The 25,530-nt window shown below is 61.3% G+C and carries 26 protein-coding genes, 1 pseudogene and 1 riboswitch; of the genes and pseudogenes, 12 read left to right on the plus strand and 15 right to left on the minus strand.

The features are described from left to right. Positions 1–15 precede the first annotated feature (15 nt). From AB1N67_RS12020 to AB1N67_RS12035, 4 genes and pseudogenes are all read left to right on the plus strand, one after another. The gene (locus AB1N67_RS12020) at positions 16–642 is read left to right on the plus strand and encodes an isochorismatase family cysteine hydrolase (RefSeq protein ID WP_182819055.1); all 627 of its coding nucleotides are present in this window, start codon (positions 16–18) and stop codon (positions 640–642) included. A 12-nt stretch (positions 643–654) separates the two neighbouring features. After that, positions 655–1,872 (plus strand): MFS transporter, encoded by a 1,218-nt coding sequence (locus AB1N67_RS12025; RefSeq protein WP_232095244.1) that lies wholly within the window; start codon positions 655–657, stop codon positions 1,870–1,872. Then, positions 1,873–2,016, plus strand: a pseudogene (locus tag AB1N67_RS12030) (oxidoreductase); the annotation flags it as partial. It abuts the gene before it with no gap. A gap of 32 nt (positions 2,017–2,048) precedes the next feature. Then, a complete protein-coding gene (locus AB1N67_RS12035) occupies positions 2,049–3,071 on the plus strand; it encodes a D-cysteine desulfhydrase family protein (RefSeq protein ID WP_367863847.1) in 1,023 nt (340 codons plus the stop codon). Between the two features lie 114 nt (positions 3,072–3,185). Here AB1N67_RS12035 and AB1N67_RS12040 read toward each other — a convergent pair whose 3' ends face one another. Next, positions 3,186–4,085, minus strand: coding sequence for an efflux RND transporter permease subunit (locus AB1N67_RS12040; RefSeq protein ID WP_269476221.1), 900 nt, complete (start codon positions 4,083–4,085; stop codon positions 3,186–3,188). A gap of 11 nt (positions 4,086–4,096) precedes the next feature. On the opposite strand from AB1N67_RS12040, the gene AB1N67_RS12045 reads away from it, so the two are divergent. Next, positions 4,097–4,819: a hypothetical protein gene (locus AB1N67_RS12045; protein ID WP_332772301.1), complete on the plus strand. Its 723-nt coding sequence runs from the start codon at positions 4,097–4,099 to the stop codon at positions 4,817–4,819. Positions 4,820–4,886: 67 nt separating this feature from the next. Here AB1N67_RS12045 and AB1N67_RS12050 read toward each other — a convergent pair whose 3' ends face one another. From AB1N67_RS12050 to araD1, 4 genes are read right to left on the minus strand one after another with little or no spacing between them, the layout of a single operon-like run. Continuing rightward, a complete protein-coding gene (locus AB1N67_RS12050; protein WP_367863848.1) occupies positions 4,887–6,473 on the minus strand; it encodes an aldehyde dehydrogenase (NADP(+)) in 1,587 nt (528 codons plus the stop codon). Between the two features lie 30 nt (positions 6,474–6,503). Then, on the minus strand, positions 6,504–8,057 hold the full coding sequence (locus AB1N67_RS12055; RefSeq protein ID WP_367863849.1) for a UxaA family hydrolase: 1,554 nt from the start codon (positions 8,055–8,057) through the stop codon (positions 6,504–6,506). A gap of 27 nt (positions 8,058–8,084) precedes the next feature. After that, positions 8,085–9,404, minus strand: coding sequence for an MFS transporter (locus tag AB1N67_RS12060; RefSeq protein ID WP_367863850.1), 1,320 nt, complete (start codon positions 9,402–9,404; stop codon positions 8,085–8,087). 56 nt (positions 9,405–9,460) lie between these two features. Next, positions 9,461–10,459, minus strand: coding sequence for an AraD1 family protein (gene araD1, locus AB1N67_RS12065; RefSeq protein WP_090342859.1), 999 nt, complete (start codon positions 10,457–10,459; stop codon positions 9,461–9,463). 108 nt (positions 10,460–10,567) lie between these two features. On the opposite strand from araD1, the gene AB1N67_RS12070 reads away from it, so the two are divergent. Then, positions 10,568–11,485 (plus strand): LysR family transcriptional regulator, encoded by a 918-nt coding sequence (locus tag AB1N67_RS12070; protein WP_182943216.1) that lies wholly within the window; start codon positions 10,568–10,570, stop codon positions 11,483–11,485. A gap of 301 nt (positions 11,486–11,786) precedes the next feature. Here AB1N67_RS12070 and AB1N67_RS12075 read toward each other — a convergent pair whose 3' ends face one another. From AB1N67_RS12075 to AB1N67_RS12090, 4 genes are all read right to left on the minus strand, one after another. After that, positions 11,787–12,218, minus strand: coding sequence for a hypothetical protein (locus AB1N67_RS12075; RefSeq protein ID WP_367863851.1), 432 nt, complete (start codon positions 12,216–12,218; stop codon positions 11,787–11,789). Between the two features lie 339 nt (positions 12,219–12,557). Continuing rightward, positions 12,558–13,211: an HAD family hydrolase gene (locus AB1N67_RS12080; protein ID WP_367863852.1), complete on the minus strand. Its 654-nt coding sequence runs from the start codon at positions 13,209–13,211 to the stop codon at positions 12,558–12,560. 72 nt (positions 13,212–13,283) lie between these two features. Continuing rightward, positions 13,284–14,615 (minus strand): MFS transporter, encoded by a 1,332-nt coding sequence (locus AB1N67_RS12085; protein ID WP_367862999.1) that lies wholly within the window; start codon positions 14,613–14,615, stop codon positions 13,284–13,286. Between the two features lie 209 nt (positions 14,616–14,824). Further along, positions 14,825–15,871 carry an AraC family transcriptional regulator gene (locus tag AB1N67_RS12090; protein WP_090342868.1) on the minus strand — a complete coding sequence of 349 codons (1,047 nt, stop codon included), beginning with the start codon at positions 15,869–15,871 and terminating at the stop codon, positions 14,825–14,827. A 208-nt stretch (positions 15,872–16,079) separates the two neighbouring features. Then, positions 16,080–16,287, plus strand: a riboswitch (cobalamin riboswitch). Between the two features lie 107 nt (positions 16,288–16,394). On the opposite strand from AB1N67_RS12090, the gene AB1N67_RS12095 reads away from it, so the two are divergent. Genes AB1N67_RS12095 through AB1N67_RS12105 form a run of 3 tightly spaced genes read left to right on the plus strand, consistent with a single transcriptional unit; the run spans position 16,395 to position 19,158 of the window. Then, complete coding sequence (locus AB1N67_RS12095; protein ID WP_070573535.1) at positions 16,395–17,171, plus strand: ABC transporter ATP-binding protein; 777 nt, start codon at positions 16,395–16,397, stop codon at positions 17,169–17,171. Further along, entirely contained in the window at positions 17,168–18,136 is a 969-nt protein-coding gene (locus AB1N67_RS12100; RefSeq protein WP_182943208.1) for an ABC transporter substrate-binding protein, read from the plus strand. The genes AB1N67_RS12095 and AB1N67_RS12100 overlap by 4 nt, the downstream gene beginning before the upstream one ends. After that, positions 18,136–19,158: an iron ABC transporter permease gene (locus tag AB1N67_RS12105; RefSeq protein WP_090342873.1), complete on the plus strand. Its 1,023-nt coding sequence runs from the start codon at positions 18,136–18,138 to the stop codon at positions 19,156–19,158. The genes AB1N67_RS12100 and AB1N67_RS12105 overlap by 1 nt, the downstream gene beginning before the upstream one ends. 2 nt (positions 19,159–19,160) lie before the next feature. Here AB1N67_RS12105 and AB1N67_RS12110 read toward each other — a convergent pair whose 3' ends face one another. After that, positions 19,161–19,625 (minus strand): sterol desaturase family protein, encoded by a 465-nt coding sequence (locus tag AB1N67_RS12110; protein ID WP_367863000.1) that lies wholly within the window; start codon positions 19,623–19,625, stop codon positions 19,161–19,163. A gap of 132 nt (positions 19,626–19,757) precedes the next feature. Between AB1N67_RS12110 and AB1N67_RS12115 the strand changes: the two genes are divergently transcribed. Further along, complete coding sequence (locus AB1N67_RS12115; RefSeq protein ID WP_289717321.1) at positions 19,758–20,264, plus strand: GNAT family N-acetyltransferase; 507 nt, start codon at positions 19,758–19,760, stop codon at positions 20,262–20,264. Here the strand turns inward: AB1N67_RS12115 and AB1N67_RS12120 are convergent. From AB1N67_RS12120 to AB1N67_RS12130, 3 genes are read right to left on the minus strand one after another with little or no spacing between them, the layout of a single operon-like run. Then, a complete protein-coding gene (locus tag AB1N67_RS12120; RefSeq protein ID WP_102082040.1) occupies positions 20,250–21,812 on the minus strand; it encodes a sensor domain-containing diguanylate cyclase in 1,563 nt (520 codons plus the stop codon). The genes AB1N67_RS12115 and AB1N67_RS12120 overlap by 15 nt on opposite strands. 43 nt (positions 21,813–21,855) lie before the next feature. Continuing rightward, entirely contained in the window at positions 21,856–22,650 is a 795-nt protein-coding gene (gene xth, locus AB1N67_RS12125) for an exodeoxyribonuclease III (RefSeq protein ID WP_367863001.1), read from the minus strand. Next, the gene (locus AB1N67_RS12130) at positions 22,647–22,889 is read right to left on the minus strand and encodes a hypothetical protein (protein ID WP_043210544.1); all 243 of its coding nucleotides are present in this window, start codon (positions 22,887–22,889) and stop codon (positions 22,647–22,649) included. The genes xth and AB1N67_RS12130 overlap by 4 nt, the downstream gene beginning before the upstream one ends. 167 nt (positions 22,890–23,056) lie before the next feature. Here AB1N67_RS12130 and AB1N67_RS12135 point away from each other — a divergent pair, with 167 nt between their 5' ends. Both AB1N67_RS12135 and AB1N67_RS12140 read left to right on the plus strand, forming a co-directional pair. Next, on the plus strand, positions 23,057–23,557 hold the full coding sequence (locus tag AB1N67_RS12135) for a DUF4142 domain-containing protein (RefSeq protein ID WP_043210547.1): 501 nt from the start codon (positions 23,057–23,059) through the stop codon (positions 23,555–23,557). 24 nt (positions 23,558–23,581) lie between these two features. Further along, the gene (locus AB1N67_RS12140) at positions 23,582–23,833 is read left to right on the plus strand and encodes a hypothetical protein (protein WP_043210548.1); all 252 of its coding nucleotides are present in this window, start codon (positions 23,582–23,584) and stop codon (positions 23,831–23,833) included. Between the two features lie 32 nt (positions 23,834–23,865). Here the strand turns inward: AB1N67_RS12140 and AB1N67_RS12145 are convergent, their stop codons facing one another. Together AB1N67_RS12145 and AB1N67_RS12150 are read right to left on the minus strand one after the other, a co-directional pair. Beyond that, complete coding sequence (locus AB1N67_RS12145; RefSeq protein WP_167358058.1) at positions 23,866–24,033, minus strand: DUF6021 family protein; 168 nt, start codon at positions 24,031–24,033, stop codon at positions 23,866–23,868. A gap of 85 nt (positions 24,034–24,118) precedes the next feature. Next, positions 24,119–25,075 carry a DNA-binding protein gene (locus tag AB1N67_RS12150; RefSeq protein ID WP_367863002.1) on the minus strand — a complete coding sequence of 319 codons (957 nt, stop codon included), beginning with the start codon at positions 25,073–25,075 and terminating at the stop codon, positions 24,119–24,121. Between the last annotated feature and the right edge of the window lie 455 nt (positions 25,076–25,530).

The raw sequence follows: 25,530 nt of genomic DNA on the forward strand, positions 1-25,530 counted from the left end.
ATCTGGAGCACCATCATGACCCATCCTGTGTATGCCTCGGAGCGGACCGCTCTGCTGCTGGTCGATCCCTACAACGACTTCCTGTCCGATGGCGGCAAGCTTTATTCCATGCTCAGAAGCGTCGCGGATGAAGTTAGACTGCTCGACAACCTGCGCACGACCGTTGCCGCCGCGCGAGCACAAGCAATTCAGGTGTACTACGTACCTCATCGGCGCTGGCAGCCCGGCGACTACACCCGCTGGGATCACCCCAATCCCACCCAACGCCTGATCCAGGAACGTCACACCTTTGCCAAGGGGTCCTGGGGCGGCGAATGGCATCCTGACTTCGTGCCACAGGAGGGCGATATCATCATCCAGGAACACTGGGGACAAAGCGGGTTCGCCAATACCGACCTCGACTTCCAGCTTAAGCAGCGAGGCATCACACACGTGATCGTCGTCGGCCTGCTGGCGAACACCTGCATCGAATCGACCGCACGCTTCGCCATGGAGTTGGGTTATCACGTCACGCTGGTGCGCGATGCGACAGCCGCCTTCAGCAAGGAAATGATGCACGCGGCGCACGAGCTGAACGGGCCGACGTTTGCGCACAGCATCGTCGACACCCGTGGGCTCGTGCAGACTTTGCAGCAGCAGTGAAGGGGCTGCGTCATGTCTGCCTCTTGCGCATCGCCAATGGGAGTTTCCAGCCGCCTTGTCACGCTTATGGCCCTGTGCTGCGCGCTGGCGGTCTCGACTATCTACTACCACCAGCCGCTTCTGCCCCAGATGGCCGCGTCCTTTGGCCTGGCGCCGACACAGGCCGGCCTGATCGCCACGCTGACGCAGCTTGGCTATGCGCTAGGCCTGCTGTTCATCGTGCCGCTCGCCGATTGTCGACAACCACGCCAACTCGCGCTGCTGGCCATCGCGGGGAATGCCGTTGCCTTACTTCTTTGCGCTGTAGCGCCGACTTTCACAATGCTGTGCGTGAGCAGCTTTCTTGTCGGCGTGACAGCGATCACTGCGCAGCTCATCATCCCCTGTCTGTCGGGGTTGGCCACTCCAGCTGAGCGAGGTCGCATCGTCGGGAGCCTGCTCAGCGGCCTCTCGGCAGGTCTTTTACTGGCGCGCATGCTCGGAGGCTTCGCCGGCGCACATGCCGGGTGGAAAGCCGTGTTCGTTCTGGCCTCGCTCAGCGATGTCCTGTTGCTGGTCATCGTTGCCAAGCGCCTGCCCGCCACCAGCAGCCTGCAGACGATAAGCTACGGGCAGCTCCTGGGTTCGTTAGGCAGCCTGGTCAAACAGGAAGGCGTGCTGCGTTACTGCGCGGCGAGCGGCCTGCTGATGTTCGCCGCATTCAGTGCACTGTGGGCTTCGCTTGCCGCGCTATTGGCACAACCTCCATACGGACTCGACTCCGCCACCATTGGTCTGTTTGGGCTGGTCGCGCTGCTGGGCATCGTCGCGTCACCTCATATTGGCGCGCTGACCGATCGCGTGGGCGCACGCACCATGGTCCTCGCCGGCGCAATGACCCTCGTCCTGGGTTTCGCCTGCATTGCAGCGAGCGGGCGAGATCTTGGCTGGCTGATCCTCGGCATGGTGCTGCTCGACATGGGCAATCGTGCAGGGCTGGTTGCCAACCAGGCACGCGTATTCACTCTGAGGAGCGAGGCCAGAAGCCGACTCAATACCCTATTCATGGGGTCGTATTTTCTGGGGGGAGCGATCGGCGCCGCATTGGGGAATTATGGCGTGCACCGGGCCGGCTGGATCGGCCTTGCCGCTGTTGGCATCCTGCTGTCCACTGCGGCCGCAGTGATCAATGCGCTTGCACCCCGTGAGTCGAGCGCTACGATCGGCGAGGGACCGAGAGCTATCCGATGACAATTGCCAGTCGGCAGTGTCACCGTTGCGGTGTCTCACAGTACGTTGAATTACAAAGATGCGCTTTGCATCTCAAGCCGCAGTCCGATCGCCCGGCACTTTCCCAGGTTTCCGGGGATTGATTTTGTGGGGGCTGGATCGCTATCAAAGTGAAATACCAACCGGAGCACATATCAATGAGGGATGCTCAAAAGGATGTACTGGACGCTTTCGAGAAAGTGGCGCTCATCGAGGCGGCCACTCCGATTCAGCGGCTACAAAAGCTTGAACTGCGACTGGGTATCAAGCGAGTCAATCTTTACATCAAACGTGACGATCACATGGCATTCGCCGGGGGTGGCAACAAGCTTCGCAAGCTTGAGTTCCTGTTAGGTGAGGCGATTGCACAAGGATGCGACACAATCGTCACGACTGGCGGACTCCAATCCAACCACGCACGACTTACTGCCGCTGCTGCTGCGCGATTCGGCTTGGACTGCGAACTGGTCCTCGGCAGGGTGGTGCCGCGGCATGATGCAGAATACGAAAGCAACGGCAACGTGCTGCTTGATCAGATCTATGGCGCCAAGCTCCATGTACTTCCGCTAGGGGAGAAGGCAGCCGAATTCGCAGATAAAAGAATCCAGCTGCTCAAAGAAGAGGGCAAGAAACCCTACCTGATCCCTATGGGGGGATCGTCACCTCTTGGCGCGCTGGGTTACGCCAAATGCAGTGACGAGATAATGCAGTATGAACGGGATAACGACATCCGCTTCGAGAAGGTTCTTCTGCCTAACGGCAGCTCGGGAACTCATGCGGGTCTAGCCGCAGGTTTCGTCACGCGTGGACGCTCCCCGACGATCATTCGATCCTATACAGTGTTGGGAGACCAAGAACAGGCGGTGCAGCAAACCTTGAAGCTCGCTAACGACGCGCTGGCATTGGTCGGGTCCTCAGAGATCGCGCCCAATCAAATCGATGTAGATGGGAATCACCGGGGAGAAGGCTATGGGATTCCGACGGCTGAGGCTCTTGAGGCAATTGCATCCCTGGCTCAGGCCGAAGGTATCTTGCTTGATCCGGTTTACTCTGCAAAAGCCTTTGCCGGCATGCTTCATGACATAGCGGCGGGAGATTTCATCGAGGGGGCTAACCTACTGTTCCTGTACACAGGCGGCGGACCAGGTGTTTATGCCTATCGCAGCGCATTCGACTTCTAAAAAACCAGACTCCACAGGGAATCTGCTCATCACCGGAATGTGCCGGTGATGAGCATTCTGTCAATCAATGGCCTGCGCTCTGACTACCGTCGACGTGCAGGATCTCGCCGGCGCTCACACACCTTGGTGTGTATCCAGAGGCGCCTGTTGCACGCTCAGCTTTTCCCACTCAGGCTCGTTGCTGGCGTTGGCCCCGCGATTGGCACGCAACACCAGAGCGCAGAGTGCCGGTAGATAAAGCAGCGTCAGCACCGTGCCCACCTGAATTCCACCGATCAGTACAAACGCCAGGGACGACCAGAACACCGAGAAGGTCAGTGGGATGAAGGCCAGCGCGGCGGCCAGTGCAGTGAGCAGCACCGGCCGGGCGCGGCGCACCGTGGCTTCGATGATCGCCTCGTGCAGGGGGCGGCCGTGGGCCTGCTCCTGCTCGATCTGGTCGGTGAAGATCAGGGTGTTGCGCATCAGGATGCCGCCGATGCCGATCAGCGCCAGGATGGCATTGAAACCGAAGGGCTGATCGAACAGAAGGAGCACAGGAACCGCCCCGATCAAGCCCAGCGGTGCGGTGGCGAACACCATGAACATCAGGGCGAAGGAGCGCACCTGGAACATGATCACGACCAGCGTCAGCATGATCATCACCGGGAACAGGACTGCCAGAGCCTTGTTGGCCTTGGCGCTTTCTTCCACCGGACCGCCGATAGTCACCCGATAGCCAGCCGGCAGTTGGGCGATTAGCGGCTGCAGATCAGCGTACACGGCCTTTCCTACGTCCGGCGGCTGCGTGCCTTTGAGGATGTCGGCTCGTACCTCAAAGGTCAGGTCGCGGTCGCGGCGTTTAAGGATCGGTTCCTCCATCACCGGCTGGAAGCGCCCCACCTGCTCCAGCGGAATCGAAACGCCGAATTCGCCATGACAGATCAGCCGTTCCAAAGCCTGGCGCGCAGCCCGCTTGCATTGCTTCCAGTTCCAGGGGACTGCGGCAGACGCCCAGAATATCCGGCGCTGCATCACATTTCATCATCCGATGTGCGGATGACCCTTCCAAGAGTGTCGCTGCTATGACCCGCTCGGTGATCTTCAGGGTGATCGCGTTCTACGTCATCTCTATTCTGTTGATCGTCTGTATCGTGCCTTGGGGCAGTATCGAGGCTGGGCATTCACCCTTCGTCGCCGCCATGGAGGTCATGCACGTACCGGGTGCGACGGCGATCATGGAAGCCGTGGTTCTGGTCGCCGTGCTGTCGGCGCTGAATTCCGGGTTGTATGTGTCCTCGCGCATTCTGTTCGGCCTCAGCGAGCGTGGCGATGCGCCGGCTGCACTGTCGCAACTGACCGGGCACCGGGTACCACGCATGGCGGTACTGCTGAGCAGTATGATTGGCTACATTGCCATCGCCGCAGCGATCGCATCACCACAAGGTGTTTTCCTTTTCTTGGTGAACGCCTCGGGCGCCATCATGTTGTTTGTCTACCTGGCCATCGCGATCGCTCAAGTGCGGCTGCGCCGTCAACTGGAGCGCGAAGCGCCACAGCGCCTGACGCTACGCATGTGGCTGTTCCCCGGTTTGTCCTACGCGGTTATCGCAGCCATCGTCGGGGTGCTGGTGGCTATGGCGTTCCAGGAAGGGCTGCGCACGCAACTGCTAGCTAGCCTGATCAGCCTGGCGGTGGTTTCGGCGGCACATCTGTTGGTGCGCAAGCGCCAGTTGCACGCAGGGCAACCTGGGACGCGCGCTGCATAATCGCGCCGTCGGATCGAAACCCCGCCAACTGGCGGGGTTTTTTCATGATGGCTCCTGAAAGCGCAGGCTAAACTGCCACCGCTTCCCGACTATATTCCCCATCGATCAGTCGCAAAAGGCCCAATGGGTTGGCATTTTGCAGCGCAGGGGGCAGGAGGTCATCGGGGTAGTTTTGGAAGCACACTGGCCGCAGGAAGCGATCGATGGCCAAGGTCCCTACAGAGGTACCGCGGGCATCAGAAGTGGCGGGGTAGGGGCCGCCGTGTACCATGGCGTCGCAGACTTCCACACCGGTTGGATAGCCATTGAGCAGCAGTCGGCCGACTTTTTCCTGCAACAGATCGCTCAACCAGCCATAGGCCAGCAGCTCGGACGGCTCGCCGAGGAGGGTCGCGGTCAGTTGGCCATGCAGGGCCTTGATAGCATCGGCCAGCTGAGCCTGGTCTTCGATTTCGATCAGCAAAGTCGCGGGGCCGAAAACCTCCTCCTGCAACAGCTCATCACCTTCAAGCAGCAGGCTGACGTCAGCTGTGAACAGCTGTGGCGAGGCTTGTTGCATCCCTTGCGACGCGCCGGCCAAGTGCTGGATGCCTGGGTGGGCGTGTAGGTGCTCCAAGCCTTGACGGTAGCTGGCCAGGGTACCGACATTGAGCATGGTCTGCGCTGGTTGGTCGGCCATCTGGGCTTTGAGCTGCTCGACGAAAGCGCTGAATGCAGGGGAGCGCAGGCCGAGGATCAGGCCTGGATTGGTGCAAAACTGCCCACATCCCAGAGTGACCGAGGCGCTCAGCTCGCGTGCGATCGCCTCGCCGCGTACGCGCAACGCCTCGGGCAGAACGATCACCGGGTTGATGCTGGACATTTCGGCGAAAACCGGGATTGGCTGCGGCCGCTCGGCGGCCATCCGGCACAAGGCGTTGCCGCCCTTGAGCGAGCCAGTGAAGCCGACCGCCTGAATCGCCGGATGTTTCACCAGCCATTCACCGACGCCGCCTCCATAGACCATATTGAACACGCCCGCTGGCATCGAGGTGCGCTCAGCAGCACGCAGAATGGCATCGGCCACCCACTCGGCGGTGGCCATGTGGCCGCTGTGGGCCTTGAACACCACCGGACAACCAGCGGCCAGCGCCGAGGCAGTGTCGCCGCCGGCGGTGGAGAACGCCAATGGGAAGTTGCTGGCGCCGAACACCGCGACCGGGCCAATGCCGATGCGGTATTGGCGCAGGTCCGGGCGAGCTGCAGGCTGGCGTTGGGGTAGCGCACGGTCGATGCGGGCGCCATAAAAGTCGCCACGGCGCAAGACCTTGGCGAACAGGCGCATTTGCATGCTGGTACGACCACGCTCACCCAAGATGCGACCGTTGGGCAGCGCTGTTTCGCGGCACACCGTGGCGATGAAGTCTTCCCCCAGGGCGTCGAGTTCATCGGCAATGGTCTCCAGGAAGTCCGCACGTTTCCAAGCGGGCAGGCTGCGATAGGCCGGGAAGGCGGCCGCAGCGGCCTTGGCAGCGGCGTCCACCTCCATTTCGGTGGCCTGGCTGAACAGGCCTGGCAAGGGTTCGCCAGTAGTGGCGTCCAGGCTCTCGAGCTGGATGTTGCCTTGGGCCGAGCGTTGGCCGCCGATGTAGTTGTGACCGAGGATCCGGGTCATGAAAGGCTCCTGTAAGCGTAAACAAGGAAATCAGGTGATAGCGCCGATCTGCCACGGCACGAACTCGTTCTGGCCATAGCCGTGCTGCTCGCTTTTGCTGCGCTCGCCTGAGGCAATGCGCAGCATCAGACGATAGATGTGTTCGCCACGCCCCTCGATGGTCATGCTGCCGTCAGCGATGCCGCCGCAGTTCACATCCATGTCTTCTTCCTGGGTTTCCCACAGACGTGTGTTGGTGGCCAACTTGATCGAGGGGGAGGGCGCGCAGCCGTAGGCCGAGCCGCGCCCGGTGGTGAAGGCGATCAGGTTGGCACCACCTGCGACCTGGCCGGTGGCGGAGATCGGGTCGTAGCCGGGGGTGTCCATGAACACCAGGCCATGGGCGCGTACCGGCTCGGCATATTCATAGACATCCACCAGATCACTGGAACCGGCCTTGGCCACAGCACCGAGGGACTTTTCCAAGATGGTGGTCAGGCCGCCGGCCTTGTTGCCGGCCGAAGGGTTGTTGTTCAACTCGGCGCCCATGCGCTGGCAATAGGCTTCCCACCACCGGATGCGGGCGATCAGTTTTTCGCCGACCTGCTGGCTCACCGCGCGGCGCGTTAGCAAATGCTCGGCGCCATAGATTTCCGGAGTTTCCGAGAGGATCGCAGTGCCGCCAGCGGCCACCAGGCGATCCACGGCATTGCCCAGTGCCGGGTTGGCGGTGATGCCCGAATAGCCATCCGAGCCACCGCATTGCAGCCCTACAGTGAGATGGCGAACGCTGACAGGTTGACGCTCGACGCGGTTGGCTTCCTCGAGCAGCGACTTCACCTGGGCGATACCGCTGGCGATGGTCTTGGATGTGCCTCCGGTACCCTGGATGGTGAAGGTGCGCAGCGCATTGCAACTGTTGAGGCCTTGGGCAGCGAGCAAGTCAGGAATCTGGTTGGTCTCGCAGCCAAGACCGATCAGCAGCACTGCAGAGAAGTTGGCATGTACGGCGTATCCGCCCAGGGTCCGACGCAGCATCGCCAACGCTTCACCACCGGGGTCGACGGCACAGCCGACACCATGGGTCAGGGCGACCACGCCATCGACATTGGGGTAGGGCGCCAGAGCTTCGGGATGGATGTCACGGCGGAAATGATCAGCGATCGCTCGGGCTACCGTGGCCGAGCAGTTAACCGAGGTCAGGATGCCGATGTAATTGCGCGTAGCAACCCGGCCATCCGGGCGCACGATTCCCATGAAAGTGTCTTCTACGGGGGCTTGCACGCCCCGAGCATCGATACCGAAGGCATAGTCACGGGCGAAGTCGCCCATCGCCAGGTTGTGCACATGCACATGTTCTCCAGATTCGATGGCCTGGCTGGCGAAGCCGATGATCTGCCCGTAACGGCGCAGGGGCTGGCCGGCTTCGAGATCGCGAGCGGCCACCTTGTGGCCGGCGGGGATCGGTTCGCGCACCCGCACGCCTTCTTCCAGTTGCAAGTCTTTGGGCAGCGCCTGGCGGGCGATCAGCACGTCGTCCAGCGGGTTGAGTCGAATCACGGCATTGGCAGCACTTTCACTGCCCGTCTTTGTAATCAATTGCATGACATTTACCTCAAGGGGACGCGGCACTCAGGCCAGGCCGCGTTCGCGATAGTCGATCAGCCCCGAGAACAGCATCAGGCCGAACGCCATGACCACGAAGAAGATCAGGGCCAGGAAGTAAGAACCGGTGAACTGCACGATCAGGCCGATCAGGATCGGCACCAGAACACCGACCATGTTGCCGCAGAAGTTCATGCTGCCGCCCAGCACGCCCGCCTTGGACTTGCCGCCAAGGATCGCCGGCAGGCACCAGTACATGCCGCACCAGCGAATGAAGAACAGCGCGACGCAGAGCAGGGCGATGACCTTCACGGCATCCGGGGTATAGGCGACCAGCAGGATGCACAAGGCAGCCACGGCAGCAGAACCTGCGAACATGCTGCGCATCACGGTGTTCGGCTGGCCACCGTTGGTTTTCCATTTGTCGGCGATCCAGCCGCCGACCAACTCGCCGACGAAGCCGCACATGAAAATCAGGAAAGTCGCGCCGCCCATGGCCTTGATGTCGAGGTTGTGAGCCTTGTGCAGGTAGCTCGGCATCCAGGTCAGCAAACCGTAGAACACGCTGTTGTAGCAGGCATAGCCGGCAAACATGCACAGCACCGACCGGCTCTTGAGCAGTTCCTTGAGCACGGCCTTGCGGTTGCCGTTGTGCTTGCTTGCAGCTTCATTGGCCTGGGTGATGTAAGACAACTCGGCGGTGTTGACCTGCGGGTGTTCGCTTGGATGGTTGCGGATGTACCACCAGGCCCAGACACCCACGACGATGGTGCCGACACCCGCGATGATGAATGCGATGCGCCACGAGTCGAACCAGGTGATCAGGCCTGCGATGATGATCGCCCCCAACGCGGTGCCCAACGGTGCGCCGCCATCAACCAAGGTCGCACCACGGCCGCGTTCGTTCGGGGTCAACCAAGCACCATTGAGCTTGGCGCCTGCCGGCATGATCGGCGACTCGGCAACGCCCAGGCCGACACGGGTGATCAGCAGGGTGATCCAGTGGTGGGCAAAGCCGCCTAGCGCCTGGAAGGCCCCCCAGCCGACCGTGGCCACGCCGATGATGTTGCGCACCTGGAAGCGGTCCAGCAGCATGCCTCCTGGAATCTGCATCAGAGCGTAGGACCAGAAGAAAGCGCTGAGTATCAGGCCCTCCAGCGCCGGGGTAAGTTCGAATTCGGCCGAAATCAACGGCAACGCTACCGACAGCGAGGCGCGGTCGATGTAGTTGATGGCAGCGAGCAACAGGAGAATCAGGAAGATCCGCCAACGTACGTTGGTCGGGCGGGCAGTGTCGGCGCTCGCCAGGGACGACGAGGGTGACGCCGTGTAAGGGCTATTCTTCATGCTCATCTCTCTCTTATGGTTCTTATGAAATGCCGGCGCAGCTAAGCGCCGCTGAATCAGAGCGCCGTCACCTGTCCAGGTGCGAAGGTCGCTGGCGACAGGGCAATGCCGTTGCGCAGCGGGGCACCGAATTCCGGCAGGCTGATTTCGAATACGTCACCGACAGCTGTCCTGACGTGGTCGGCGAACGACAAGGTCGCGGTGCCGAAGAAGTGAATGTGCACATCGCCAGGGCGCAGGAACTGCGCATACTTGAAGTGGTGGTACTCCAGGTTTTCCAGGGAGTGACACATGTTGTCCTCGCCACTGAGGAACGCCTTTTCCCAGATCACGCTGTTGCCCCGAAGGATTCGGCTGACACCGTCCAAGTGGCGCGGCAACTCGCCTATCCGCAGTTCCGGGCCGAACGAGCAGTTGCGCAGTTTGGAGTGAGCCAGGTACAGGTAGTTGCGCCGCTCCATCACATGATCGGAAAACTCGTTGCCGATGGCGAAGCCCAGTCGATAGGGGCGGCCATCGTCGCCGATGATATAAAGCCCGGCGAGCTCCGGCTCCTCACCTGCATCCTCGGCAAAGGCCGGGCTCTGGAACGCTTGGCCTGGACGGACCACTATCGAACCGTCGCCCTTGTAAAACCATTCCGGCTGCACGCCAGCAGTCCCAGGGGTAGGGCGCCCCCCTTCGATGCCCCACTGGAAAATGCGCGCCGTGTCGGTCAGAGCAGCGGCATCGTCGATTTTCTGCTGATGCATCTTGTCACGCGTCGAGGCGCTGCCCAGGTGGGTCAGGCCTGTTCCGCTGACCAGGCAATGGGCGGGATCTTCGTGGTCCAGCGGTGGCAGTACGCGACACTCCGCCAGCATCTGGGCGTAGCACTCATCGCTGTGCTCAAGGCCTCGCGCAATAACTTCGTCGCCCAGGCTGCGCCGGTTGCGGATGGCCGCCAGGGCCAGTTCGCGCATGTGTGTGGTATTGCGTACGACCTGAATTACGTCGCCTTCGACAACCCCGACACGGCGCTGGGCATGGCCAGTTTCAAATTGGATCAGACGCATGCTGACTCCTGTTGTTCTTGTGGGATCAATTGCTGGCCACTTTATTTCTCCCTGTCGATGCTGCCTAATGAGAGCTGCTGACACCGCGATAACTTTTAGTGATCCCCTATGCTCCCATCTTTGACTTCCATGGCTTCGCGACTACGCCTTCGTCAGTTGCGCCTCCTGATCAGCCTCGATGAACTTGGCTCGATCCACAAAGCAGCCGAGGCAATGTCCATAACCCAGCCTGGGGCCACCAAGGCCCTGAACGAGATCGAGTCGACCTTGGGTGCAGTGCTGTTCGAGCGGACCAACAAAGGGTTGGAGGCCAATGACTTGGGTCGTTGCGTGGTGCGCTACGCACGTTTGATCAACACAGATCTCGCCCACCTGCGCGAAGAGATGTTGGGGATCCTCCAGGGGCACGGGGGGCGTCTCTCGGTGGGTACTATCATGGGGGCGGTGCCGATGATGGTGGAGGGTTTAGCGCGCTTGCGCGAGGCCCAGCCGGATCTGTCGGTCACGGTGGTAGAGGACACCAGCGACCGCTTGCTCAGCTTGCTCGATCAGGGACGACTGGACGTGGTGATTTGTCGAACCAGCGTCAGCCATCGTCCGGCAGCTTACGAAAGCCGGGTCAAGCACCAGGAACAACTCGTGTTGGTGGCCAACCCGGCACACCCCTTGGCTGGCAGCCAGTCCCTGAACTTGTCCCAGCTGACTGACTCGCGCTGGGTGGTGTTTCCGGTGAACATGCCCCTGCGCCTTACGCTCGAGCGTGAGTTTCGTGAGGCCGGGTTGAGCTTTCCGCAGTATCCCATCGAAACCTCATCGACCTTCACCACATTGTCGATGCTGCAGCAGGATGCCGGACTGCTCGCCGTCATGCCGTGGGATGTGGCGAAAGTGGCCGTGGAGCATGGCATGTTGGTACGGCTGCCATTGCAACTGATGTCGCGAAGTGAACCTTACGAAGTAGTCACACGACGCGACGTGGAACTGAGCAGTCCTACCCATGTGCTCATAGATATCTTGATGGACTGAGCTTCTTTGCTTACACGCTGCCACACACAACTTAAAAAAGAATCAGGGTAGGGCAGAAAGAGTAAATACCAGCAGCCTGCAAAAGCTTGCATGGCCGGTGGAGCCTCAATCTGCCGAAGATTAGAAAACGCAGGCATATATGGCTATCGCAAAATTCACGATTACCTGAGAGCTGGGATGAATTGGAGGCAGCATCCATCTGGAATAAATACAATTTAACATAATACACATTATGCGCACCTTCGTATGAAGCTACCGGGGCCGTGAGTGGGCAGATTTGAAGCCAGGCCCCTGGCCTAAATCACTGCGCTGCAGATCGAGCTTGGACCTCAGCGATGTAACCCAGCACGAACGGATCCTGCGAGCCTCGCTCCTTGTAGTAGCCAACCACGTTGGCCAACTTCCACCGCAGCAACCTCATCAGCACTGGATCGGAAAATTTCCAGCTGGCCGACTCATACTGATATCGGCTGTTGGTGAACACATCGCGATACCGCTCGAATGAATGTTCCTGCCTGTTAAGGGCCAGGCTCTCGCGAATCGCCGCAGGCATCGCGTGAAACAGCGTCAGCAGATCGTGAGCATCACGCTTTTGTTTGGATGGAATCTTGCCGATTGACTGCAAGTGCTGGTGAGCCGTTTTGAGAGCTTCGACGTCGAGCTTGTAGGTTTCGCCAGACGTACCTTGGTGCTGATCTGGCAAGAAAATAAAGCTTTTCAGCAGCATTTCCATACCGATCGCTGCATTGACCATGGCGACATGTGGGAGGTTTGGGCGTGTAGAAGCTCAGCGGCCTTGAGGTAGTTATGGGCGCTTTCAAGCATCCAGCCTGGAAAATGAGTCATTGAGTGGTGATCCTCGATGGTCGATGACGCCGAAGGTAGCTCACCAGGTGAACTACCCCTAGCTCATTCTTGAACGCTAGCGTGCAGATTTGAGCGTTAGCGATCACCGATGAGCTACCCCTAGCTCACCAGATGAGCTACCCTGCCCTAATAATATAACCTCAAGGAATAACTACACTAAATATTCATTTTGTTGAGTTATATAAATCGCCCATCATACTTTGCACTACCGCCACCGCAAAACCGGCCATCCCGTCGCGTCAGCGTGCGCTCGCAGCACTGGATCCGGATTGACGGTATGCGGTTTGGCGACCAGCGAAAGCAACGGCAGGTCATTGCGAGAATCCGAATAAAAATAAGCCCCTTCTAGCCCTTCGCCATGCTCCTGCAGCCAGCTGTGCAGCCGCGCCACTTTGCCTTCTCGATAGGTCAAGATCCCGCAGGTATTGCCGGTATAACTGCCCTGCTGCTGTTCAAGATCAATCGCCAGGACTTCTTCGACCCCCAATTGCTTGGCAATACGACTCACCAAGAAGTGTGCCGATGCTGAAATGATCAACACCCGGTCACCCTCCTCTCGATGTCTCGCCAGGCACGCCATGGCGTCGTCGTGGATACGCGGGGTGATGATGTCCTCCACGAAGGGGTCCACCGCTTCGGCCACCTCCTTTATCGTTCGGCCGACCAGCGGGGACAGGCTGAACGTCATATACGCTTCCATCGCCAACTTGCCCTGCGCATAGAGCGCCATGAGTTCGCGATCGCGTTCGATGAAGCTGGGCCCGTCAACCCAGCCGAGCGCTGCCATATGGCTGCTCCACAAACTGGCGCAGTCGCCATCGATAAGGGTGTCGTCCAGGTCAAAAAGTGCGAGGGCCATTGGCCACCTCCAAGATACAGGTTCGTGGTGCGAAGGCTCTTCCAGCCTTCGCCCGGTGAAATGTCAGCGGCATCAGCGAGACGCGACGGTGGCAGGCGCTGCCAGGGGTTGGGCGTCGGCCGCCTGGTTTGCCGGGCGACTGTTCCAGAACGGGACCAGCAGCAAGCTTGCAAGCAGCGCCGCGCCCGTGAAGACGAAGAACACGGTAATGGTGTCGAAATAGCCAGGCAGCAGCCCGCCAAGGATGGCGCCAACCGAGCCACACCCGTTGACGAAGCCTGTGGCGGTACCCGCGGACTCGCTAGTGCCAAAATCGATGGCTGCGGCGCCGCTGATCATCGAGTCAGGGCCGTACAGGGTCACACCCATCATGAACAGCAAGCCAACGACCAGATAGATGTTGCCGCTTTGCATCGTCGGCACGAACAGTATTAGCCACAAGGTCAGCGCCATCAGGCTGAGGACGCAAGCCGGCATGCGCCGAGCGCCGAACAACTTGTCAGAGACGATGCCGATCAGGATTGGCCCGACCAACCCGGCGACTTCGAATGCGGACGGTACGATGGCCGAAGCCACTTTGCCGATGCTTGGCATGCGCTCGTAGACGATCACCGGCCCCCACATCAGGATTGCATAACGAGCAGGCTTGAGCAGGAAGTACGCCATCCCCAGTACCAGGACCGTACGATTGGCGAGCACTTTGCGCAGCGCAGTCCAGTAGTTCTCCCGGAGGACGTCGTCTCGACCGGTCGGCTGGACCTGCGCCTCGACCGCAGGCAACCCCACATCCTGCGGGCGATTGCGCTGCAGCAGGAAGAACAGCACGGCAACAACGATAACGACACCGGCCGAAGATACGAACGCCATGCGCCAGTCATGGGAGATCTGATAGGCCCACCACCCGGCGAACGGCGTGGCGACCAGGCCGCCAAAGGCATAACAGGTGCTCCAGTAGCCCAGCACACGTCCTCGCTCGCGTGTGGCGAAGAAGCTGCCGATGTTCTTGCACAACCCTGACCAGCCGGTGGATTGCGCCAGCCCCTGGATCACCATGCAGCTGGCGAAGATCGGCAACGTCGCGAAGGTGCCCATGGCCAGCGCGGCCAGGGCCGACACCACGAGCCCGCCGAGCACGACGACGCGGGTACCGTAGCGGTCGGCGAACACACCCCATGCGAACTGGCCGACGGCGTAGGCAGCCAGGTACAGCGCGTCGAGGTTGGCCATAGCCGCTTTGTCGAGCGTGAAAGTGGGGTCTTCGGCGATGCCCAGTTTGGCAACTGAAAATGCCTTGCGGGTGAAATAGAACGCGGCATAGGCCAGCCACGTGATGATGAATATCTGGACGCGCCAGCGTTGAAGGGATTTCCAGTAATAGCGGGCGTTCTCAGGACTTTTGTACATGTTGTTGTCCTCTGGTGATTACCGCAACGTAGGCCTGCCACCCTGCACTGCTCTATCAAGGCGCCGGCCGGGAGGTATCCGGAGCTTGCGACCTTGATGTTAACAACTGGTCTAGACCAAGAATTGACCCTGCGAGTGAGTTTCTACGTACAAAGTCAATTCGGGGCTTAGCGTGACTGGATTCAAGGCATGAGCCTGCGGACAAATCGTCAAGGCTTTTGGCTACGCCATTGTCGCGGGCTAACGCCAAACCAACGGCGAAAAGCCCGGGAGAACGCACTGGTTTCGGAGTACCCAAGCAACGCTGCCAGGTCAGACACTGGCCGCTTGGGCTGTCGCAGGTAATGCACCGCCACTTCGCGGCGCACCTTCTCCACCAGTTGGCTGAAGCTCACGCCTGCTTCGCGCAGATGGCGCTGCAATCCGGCGCCGCTGAGCTGCAGCGACTGCGCGATCGTTTCCAGGCACGGCTCTCCGCCGCTCAGGGCAAGGCGTACCTGAGCGTCCACCTCGTCCAGCAGGTTGCGCCGTTGATCGCGTGCGCCCAAGCGCCGGAGCACGTCCTGGACCAGAAACAGCAGATTGGCATCGCGCTCCGGCATGATCTGGTCCTTCAGGTCGGTCTTGGGTACCAGCATCGAATTACAATTGCGATCGAAATAGACAGGCGCGCCGAACGCCCGCTGATGGGCTTGCCCGTCTAGTGGGCGCGCGTGCTCGAAGCTGACTGCAAATGGCGCCCAGTCCTTGCCCAATACGTGGCGCATCAGGTTCAGCACCATGCCCATGGTCAATTCGGCATCCTGCCGGCGCTCCAGGATGGCGCTGTGCCGTACCTGATAATCGAAGCGATAGCACTCGCCGCAGTCGGCCAGCCGTATCAAGGTATCGTGCTGATGATAAGGAAACGCTGCCGCGAAATTGCGCAAGGCCTCCTCCAACGTACTGGAAAACAACCCGACATAGCCCAGCAGCCCCAAGGCTTGAGGCTGAAACTGCAGACCGTAATGCAAACCGAAATTGTCGCAGTGCGATTGGCGGGCTGCCTCCTCGAGCACCTGGCAGTAATTGGTGAGCGGCAGGCTGAGTGTGGGTTGGCGCAGGCTTTCAGGATTGACGCCGGCACGTCCCAGCACCAGGTCGATGTCACCCCCAACTTCCGTCACGAACCCCTCCAGCCCACTGGCAGCGGCCGACAGGACGCCGAGGTTGCCCGCGACTGGCGAAACGGTGCAGCAGTGCAGTGGAGAACTCATGGTCTATTCCAGTCCGAATTCGTAGATTCGGTAATGCAAATGCTGTGCCCTCGTATCGCCCTCTAAAACAGCCCCTTGCAGTCGAATAGCTTTCAGAGACCGCCCTGGGCTTGGGGCAATGGGTAACATCGCGTAACAATCAGTCACGCAAGAAAGCCGGCAAAGCCAGAACGCCCTGTTCGGTTGACTGACCCGTCCATTAATGCTCAGATGCGCCCCAGTTTCAGGTGTCCCCTGCCGCCGTGCCGGGGATTAAACGGGAAGCCGGTGCCTCGCCTTGCGCGATCAGTCCGGCGCTGCCCCCGCAACGGTAAGCGAGCGATGCATTCGATACACCACTGTGCCGCCGGCATGGGAAGGTGAATGCCTCAAGCCCCTCGCAAGCCCGGAGACCGGCCTGTCACCTCTGTTGGCAACACCCGCGGTGGGCGGGCGCGGGCCGTCTTGGGCAGGCCACTGTCCGCGATTTCCTTGCGCGCCGTCTCCAGTCGGGCTTCATTCACCCCCGGTACGGTTGGTCTGCATGTCATCCCCTACCCTACGTCTGGAAAGCGTGCACTGGGCTCCCTCGCCCGGCGGTCAACGCCTGCTCGACGACATCGACCTGCAAGTCCACCCCGGTGAATTCGTCGGCCTGATCGGCCCCAATGGCAGCGGCAAGACCAGCCTGTTGCGCTGCGCCTATCGCTTTACCCGACCCGATGGCGGGCGCGTGCTGCTGGAAAACGAAGACATCTGGCAACAGTCCCCACGCTGGGTCGCCCAGCGCGTGGCAGTGATGCTGCAGGAGTTCCCCGAAGATTTCGGCCTGAGTGTGCGCGACGTGGTCGCCATGGGCCGAACCCCGCACCAAGGTTGGTTCGACAGCCATGACGACCAGGCATTGATCGATGCCTGCCTGCAGCGACTAGGCCTGCATGCCCGAGCCGACCAGGGCTTTGCGCCGCTATCCGGCGGTGAGAAGCAACGTGTATTGCTGGCTCGGGCACTGGTGCAGCAACCGCGCTTGTTGATCCTGGACGAGCCGACCAATCATCTCGACCCACGTTACCAACTGGCCTTGCTCGAACACCTGCGTGGGACTGGTCTAGGCCTGTTGGCGAGTTTCCACGACCTGAACCTGGCCGCAGCCTTCTGCGATCGCCTGTATGTGCTCGATGCAGGTCGCATCGTCGCGCAAGGGACACCGGAGCAAGTGCTGACCGAGCACCGCCTGGCGCAAGTCTTTGGTGTTCGCGCCCTGGTCGATCGCCACCCATTGGCGCCCCACCCACGTATTACCTGGATCACCCCCGCATGAAGCGACGCCTGACTCATCTGGCCCTGCTCGCCGCCCTGCCCTTCGCAGCCTGGGCTGACAGTTACCCCGTCACCGTGCGCAGTTGCGAGCGCGACATCACCTTCACCCAAGCGCCCCAGCGGGCTGTGAGTCACGACATCAACCTCACCGGGATGCTGCTGGCACTGGGGCTGCGCGAGCGGATGGTCGGCTACAGCGGTGTCAGCGGTTGGAAGACCCTCGACCCGTCCCTGCGTGAGGCCTTGACCGGCCTTCCTGAACTTGCACCGCGCTATCCGTCGCCGGAGAACCTTCTTGATGCCCAGGCCGACTTTCTGTTCGCTGGCTGGGGTTACGGCATGAACGTGGGCGGCCCGCTGACGCCGCAGACCCTCGCACCGCTGGGCATCCCCGTGTATGAATTGAGCGAATCCTGCTCATGGATCATGCCCCGGCGCCAGGCAAGCCTGGAGGACCTGTACCAGGACCTGCTCAACCTGGGGCGCATCTTCGACGTTCAACCGCGGGCCAACGTGCTTGTCGAGCATCTGCAGCAGCGCGTTGCGCAGGTCCACGCGCAACTGGCCCCAGTGCAACACAAACCCCGCGTCTTTCTCTACGACAGCGGCGAAGACCGCCCCACCACTTCTGGCCGACTCGGCATGCCCCAGGCACTGTTTGAGGCCGCTGGTGCCGACAACGTAATGGCCGACGTGAATGCCAGCTGGACCCAGGTCAATTGGGAGAGCGTCGTGGCGCGGGATCCGGAAGTGATCGTCATCGTTGACTACGGGCCGACGAGTTGGGCGCAAAAACGCGATTTCCTGCTCAATCACCCCGCCTTGAGCGAGGTAAAGGCCATCCGCGAGCGCCGCTTCGTAGTGCTGTCGTACCTGCAGGTCACCCCATCGGTGGACAACGCAAGTGCCATCGAGCAATTGGCTGCGGCCCTGCATCCGCAACTGTTCGCCAAGGCAACGCACTGATGCCGGTTCGTAGCCCAGGGGGCTATCGCCTGCTGATGTCGCTGCTGCTGATCGGTGTGCTGTTCTCTTGCCTGCTGTCCCTGGGCTTTGGCGCGGCCCATGTGCCGCTGGCGAAGGTCACGGGCATCACGCTGTATCAGTTGGGTATGACCGATATGGGCGACTGGAGCCGGGGGCAGGCGCAAATCGTCTGGCAGATCCGCGCCCCACGGGTACTGCTCGGGGCCATGGTGGGGGCAGGCCTGGCCCTGGTTGGTGGTGCCTTGCAGGCCGTCACCCGCAATCCGTTGGCCGACCCGCACCTGCTGGGCGTCAGCTCTGGTGCGGTACTCGGAGCGGTGCTGGTGGTGCTTTTCTTCGGCACCTTTGCAGGCCCATTCAGCCTACCCCTGGCAGCCTTCGTCGGCGCCTTGGGCAGCATGTTGCTGGTCCTGGCAGTGGCTAGCCGGCGCGGTCGACTGGACAGCGACAGGCTACTGCTGGCCGGGGTGGCTGTGTCGTTCGTGGTCATGGCGCTGGCCAACCTGCTGCTGTACACCGGCGACCCTCATGCAGCCAGCTCGGTGATGTTCTGGATGCTCGGTGGCCTGGGCTTGGCACAGTGGCCGCTGCTTTGGCTGCCGGCGATCTGCGTGTTGGCTGGGTTTGTGCTGCTGATGAGCCTGGCCCGGGCATTGAACGGGTTGATGAGCGGTGAACAGACTGCCGTCAGCCTTGGCTTCGAGCCGCGCCGTGTGCGAGCTCAAGTGTTCGTTGGCTGTGCCCTGCTGACGGGGGTGCTGGTATCGCTTTCCGGCGCCATCGGTTTCGTCGGCCTGATGCTGCCCCACGTCGCCCGTCGCCTGGTCGGTGCCGAGCACCGTCGACTGCTGCCTGCCTGCGCCCTGCTCGGCGCGTTGTTCGTGGTGTGGGTGGATATCGGTGCGCGCACACTCATTGCGCCTCAGGACCTGCCCATCGGTATTGCCACGGCCGCCATCGGCGGGCTGTTCTTTATCGTCCTGCTGCGCCGCAAGGCCTGAACCTAGCGATGTTTGCGGGCCTGCACCTGGCGCTTGAGTACACGCAAGGGTGGCGCGTAGAAGAATCCGAACGACACGCTTCCCTTGCGTCCAGGCATCGCATGGTGCAGTCGATGCGCCCGATACAGGCGCTTGAGGTAGCGGTTCACAGGTTTGGGCGCGCAAGGCCAGTGACGATGAAAGAGCCCATCGTGGGCCAGCACATACAACACGCCATACCCCGCCACACCGCCGCCAACCCACTGCAGCGGCGCGTAGCCCGCCTTGCCCAGCGCCACCAGGCCCGCTGCGACCAGCGCCAGGGCCACCAGGTAGACATCGTTGGTCTCCAGCATGCCCAGGCGCGGCTCATGGTGCGATCGGTGCAGCCACCAGCCCCAGCCATGCATGATGTACTTGTGAGCCAGCGTGCCGACGCCCTCCATGGCCACTAGCGTGCCGAACAGGATGGCGAGATTGAACAACATGTAACAGTCCGAGATGAGCAACGAGGTGGGCAAGGTTACCATTGCCGGCCCTCCCTTCGGAGGTTTTTCCATGAAGCTTGTGTCGGCCTGACAGACACTTTCAGCCGACTCTTTTTCGCCAAGGACAGCCCTATGCGTATCCGTCTCACACACTGCCACGACCTCGCCCAGCTCGCAGCGGTCGAACGCTCCGCTGCTCAAGCCTTCAAGCGCTTGCCTGAACTGGCCTGGCTGGCACAAGCCGATGTGCTGGAAGACGCCACGCATCAGTGCTGCATCGCGCAGCAGGCCAGTTGGGTCGCGGTGGACGAGCAAGATGTGCCGATCGGGTTCATCTGTGCGCAAACCACCGCCAGCGAGTTGCACATTCTGGAGCTCTCGGTACAAGAGCACGCCCAAGGCAAAGGGCTGGGCCGCCGCTTGTTGCAGACGGCTGTCGAGGCTGCTCACAGCCGTGGATTGCAAGGTGTCACGCTGACTACCTTCACTGATGTACCGTGGAATGCGCCGTTCTACGCCCGCCAGGGGTTCACCATCCTGGAGCCTGCGCAGTTGGATGAACGCTTGCGGGGCATATTGCGCAGTGAACAGGCCTATGGCCTGTCCGGGCGTTGCGCCATGCGGTTAGCAATTGGCTAGCGCACTGCTCGCCAGGCTGTAGCGGTCACGCCCTTGGCGCTTGGCCTCATACAGGGCGGCGTCGGCGGCGGCTGTCAGGCTCTCTGGTGTGATCGCCTCCGCCCCCGGAGAGCCCACTGCGATTCCGGCGCTGGCCGATACCTGCCCCAAGGGGCTGCCAGCATGCTCGATCACCTGCCGACGCAGCAGCATGAGTATCTCCTGCACGATCGCCACCGCACCTTGGGCGTCGGTGTTGGGCAGCAACAGCGTGAACTCTTCGCCGCCGTAGCGCACCGCCAGGTCGCCAGGGCGCTTCAATGCGTGGCCCAGCAACTCGCCAACGCGCCGCAGACATTGGTCACCCGCCAGATGGCCGTAGCGGTCGTTATAGGCCTTGAAGTAGTCCAGGTCGATCATCACCAGGGCCAAGGGATAGGCCTGACGCCGGGCTCGACGGATCTCCGCCTCGAACACCCCATCCAACCGACGGCGGTTGCCAAGGCCGGTCAGGCTATCGGTCAGGGCCAAGGATTTGAGCGTCTGATGCGCCTGGTGCAGTGCGCGCTCGATGGCAATGCGCTCGCGCAGCTGGCGCAGCACCACCCAGCCGAAGGCCGCGAGTCCCGACAGCAACAGCAATAACACCGCGGCCGACTTGAGCATGTCGTGGCGCCAAGGCGCGATGATCGACTCACGCGACAGTCCAGCCTCGACCACCAATGGATAATTGGCCAACGCCCGGTAGGCATACAGACGCGGCGTGCCGTCGACCACCGCGACGGCTTCCACCACACCCTGGTCGGCGTAAGGCAGGTGGTTGCGAAAGATCTCGCTGTCGGCCAGGCTGCGCCCCACCACCTGCTCCACGAAGGGCCGGCGCACGAGAATGGTGCCATCGCGCATGGCCAGCACGAGCGCACCGCGTTCGTCTATTTTGAAGTCGCCGTAATAGCGCACGAACCAATCCACCTTGATCGAACCCAGCAGCACGCCGGCGAAGCTGCCGTCGGGGTTGTTCAGCCGCCGTGAGATCGGAATGATCAGATCACCTGTGGAACGACTGCGCACCACCGAGCCAACGCGCACGCCTCGGTCGGCGTGGGTGCGGTGATAGATGAAGTAATCGCGGTCAGCATTGTTGGCCCGCGGGGCGATGGTCGGTTGATCGGTGACGATCCAGCGCCCATCGGCGCCGTAGACGAACAACCCATGCAGTTGCGGCATGATCGCTTTTTGTTGCCTGAGCAGCGCATGCAGCCGAGGCCGGTCCAGGTGGTCGAAGCCATCACCCTCGATGCGCTCGGCCAGTGCCGCCGTAATCGCATCGACTTGGCGAATGGCATCTTCGGCATGCTGGGCTGTCGCCCGGGCCAGGTTGGTTACCGCATCTTCGGCGTTGAGGAAGGCATGCCGATAGTCGCGCCAGATCCGCCAGCCTTCGATCAGCACGAAGGCCAGCATCACGACCGCCATGAAGCTCAGTACCAGGCGGAACAAGGCAACGGCGCGGCCCTCGCCAGTCACGGCGAACGGTCCCTCCTCGTCCTGCCTCCTGCTTGCTGCCATTACAGTCCCTTGTGTCCAGCACCCTACCGCCCTTGACTATAGATCAGTGACGCGGGGGGGCGGACAGCTCGATCCAGGCCGGCGCATGGTCGCTGGGCTTCGGTTCGTTGCGCACCCAGGCGTGAACACCGGCGGCCAGGAGCCGCGCAGAAAGCGCTGGGCTGAGCAACAGGTGATCGATGCGCAGGCCCGCATTGCGGGGCCAGTGATTACGAAAGTAATCCCAGAACGTGAAAACCTGCGCATCAGGATGCAACTGGCGGATCGCATCGCTCCAGCCTTGTTCGAGCAGGCGTTGGTAGCACGCCCGGGATTCAGGCTGGAGCAACGCGTCCTTGAGCCAGGAGCGGGTGTTGTAGATGTCCTGGTCGGTGGGCACCACATTGAAGTCCCCCGCCAGTACTGTCGGGTGGCCGCTGTCGAGCAGCGTTCTGGCGTGGCCGATCAGGCACTCGAACCAGCGCAGTTTGTAGTCGAACTTGGGGCCCGGCTGAGGGTTGCCATTGGGCAGATAAAGGCAGGCGATCAGGACGCCATGCACTGCGGCTTCCAGGTAACGGCTCTGGCTGTCGTCGTCCATGCCTGGCAGACCTCGGCGCACTTCGAGCGGTTCGCTGCCTCGGGCCAGGATGGCCACGCCGTTCCACGACGCTTGCCCGTGGTACAGGCAGCCATAGCCCGCCGCCTCCAGCGCCTCGCGCGGAAAGTCCTTGTCTGCAGCCTTGAGTTCCTGAAGGCAGGCCACATCCGGCTGCTCGCGCTCGAGCCAGGCCAGCAATCCTGGCAGGCGGCTGCGGATACCATTGATATTGAACGTGGCAATTTTCAATGTCTTCATGCGTCAGGGTCGTCCACATGGGCCTGCACGGCTTCCTCGAGGGCGCGCACATGGGCCTGGTCGGCCAGGGCTTTGAGCGCCAGCCAGTCGTCCCAGTCGATCGCGCCGTCGTCACGCAGCGCCTCGGCGGTACGCACCAGCTCATGATGGTAGGCGTCTGGCGATTCGCGCCGATAGCTCGCGTCATCGTACTGGGCGTACCAGGCCTCAAGCTCCGGAATGCTACGTTCGATGCTCATGGACCGCTCCTCGATGCAACCTTTGAATCTCTGAGCCTCGTCTTGCCCCAATGTTCAAACCAATGACCGTTGGTGCCGCCACGGCACAGAAAAATCAAACCTTTGCCCATAGGCTGCGCTCAACCATAAGCGACACTGAGGTCGCGCCAATGGATAAGGAGTGACACATGAGCAATCTGTTCCTCAAGCGCGTCGGGTTGACCGTCGCACTCGGCATGGCGTCGATGCACGTGCTGGCCGCCAGCTCCAATGACTTTGTCGACGATGCGACCGAAGCCGGCATCGCCGAAGTCGTGGCCGGCAACCTGGCCCAAGAAAAAAGCAAAAGCCCTGAGATCAAGGCCTTCGCCCAGCAGATGGTCACCGACCATACTAAAGCCAACCAGAAGCTCGGCGACATCGCCCGCTCCCTGGACCTGAGCACACCGGATGAAGCCGCGCTGACCGACAAGGTCAAGAAAGTGATCCTGGAATGGCGCGACGAATCCTTCGACAAGTCCTACATCAACAACCAGGTCGACGCCCACGAGAAAGCCGTGAAGCTGTTCAAGGAAGAAGCCAGCACCTCCGACAAGGCCGAGCTCAAGGCTTTTGCCAGCGAAACCCTGCCTAAGCTCGAGCATCACCTGGAACAGGCCAAGCAACTCCAGGCCAAATACGGCAAATGACCTGCAACGAACGTGAGGCGCATCATGAGTAACGATGCATTGCGATCAGAAATCCTCACCCGCCTGCTCCATGCCCACCCGCAAGGGCTGGGCAAGGAGCTGCTGGATAACTATCGCGGCGAAAAGGCCGTGGCGGGGATGCTCAAGACCCTGCAGGAACAGGGCCTCATCCAGGACGGCAGTGTCGATGTGGACGCCGAGCACCAATTGAACGTCGTCTACCCAATCAAGTTATCGTCCGCGGGAGTCGAGGAAGCCAAGAAAGTAGACCAGTAATGAGCTAGGGGCCGCCTTGCGGCCCTTTGCGCTCACGCTTTCTTTTCGTCATCCCGGGGCGGCTTGGCCGGCCCTTGCGGGTCTACTTGTGGATCTTCGAGATCAGGTGAGTCCGGGTCGAAGCCCAGATCGTTCTTGTGGGTGGCGTTTTCGGAGGAATGCGGCCCCTGGTCGGGCTTGCGGGAATCAGACGGGTTCATGGCGAGTCTCCAGGCGAGTGTCTAGGGAAGAACCCGCCCTGGCGGATAAGTTTGATTCATCTGCCGGTTCCCATGCCCAGCGGCATCACTGCTTGGCTTCCCTCTGCGCCAGCCGGGACTCGCAGGCCGATAGTGCCTCGGTCCGCGCATCGAGCATGCCCTGCAGACGCTCGAGTTGGCGTGCCTGTTCGCCGCACAGCTCGCGCTTTTGCTCCAGTTGCACTGTCTGGCTCTGCAACTGACGGCGTATCTCGTCGCTTGCGCCTTGGGCCTGGGCTAGGATCGAGCGCAGCCCTTGCACTTGGGCATCGCGCTGCTCCAATTGCGCCTCCAGCGCCGTGCGCTGCTCCACAGTCTGACGATGCTCTGCGATCAACCGCTCGTTGTCCCGGTGAAGATGTGTGGCCTCTTCCTGGCGTACCTGCAGGTCCTGCTGCAGTTGATGCAGCTCCCTCTGCAATTGCTGTACCTGCGCCTCATGGCGGCGCTGATCCTGTTCGCGCTGTTCGCGGGCGTGGCGGTGCTTCTCTTCCAGTGAACGCACCTGCTCGTGCTTGTCGGCCAGGCGCACCTGCACCTCTTCAAGTGCCTGGTTAAGGCTGGCGCTGCGCAATTGTTCCGCTTGCAAGGTGCTTTGGGTCGTCAGCAGTTTTTCGGATTCGGCCTGCAGCGCACTCGCTTGAATCTGCAACTGTTGCTGCGCTGCCGCCAGTGCCTGCTGCGCCATCTGTACTTGGTCTTGCAGCTGCTCGCGCTGCGCCTCGAAAGCCGCTTCAGCCTCGCGCAGACGTGCCTGGGCCTCGTCGTTGAGTTGCTCGGCCAATTGCTCGACCAGGCCGCTCAGTTGGGCGCTCAGGCTCGCAGTGTCCAACGGGGCTGGAGGCTGCCCGTCCAACTCTTTGAGATACCGGTGGATCGTGGTCTTGGAACCGGTGTTGCCGAGCTCGATACGTACTGCGTCGATACTCGGGTGCTCTCCCCTGGCCAGTAGTGCCTGTCGCGCGTGCTGCACTGACGCCTTGTTGATGCCGACCCGGGCCATGTCCGCTCCTACAATCGTACTGTGGTACATACCATGTAATACGTAGGAATTCTGCCCTTATGCACAGCGACAATCAACTACTCAGTGCAGGTCGAACTCGTGGTATTCCGCGCCATGTTGCTGAAGCTGACACCGGCGCTGGTCAATTGGCGACCTTCAGCTCAGCGGGAGACGCTAAGCCCCCTTCCACCGCCACAGCGGCATTCCTCGGCGGCGGCATGACAGAGCATCGAAAGCGACACCCGCGAATCGCACCAGGATTGGGGCACCCTCCCCCGGTATTGGGCCTGTCTCCCCTTCTGCTGTTCGGCTTTCCCCACTTTGCTTCCCGCCAGGCCGTGAAACAAATGGTTACAGATTATTGGCGTACTCATTGCTTGAGCCCCTACTGACAAGGCAAAAGGCCACCCTAGAAGTGGTCAGCGCCAACGCAGTAGAACGCGAGGGCAATAGCA

The sequence above is a fragment of the Pseudomonas guariconensis genome (genome assembly GCF_040822035.1).
GTDB classification, from domain to species: domain Bacteria; phylum Pseudomonadota; class Gammaproteobacteria; order Pseudomonadales; family Pseudomonadaceae; genus Aquipseudomonas; species Aquipseudomonas guariconensis.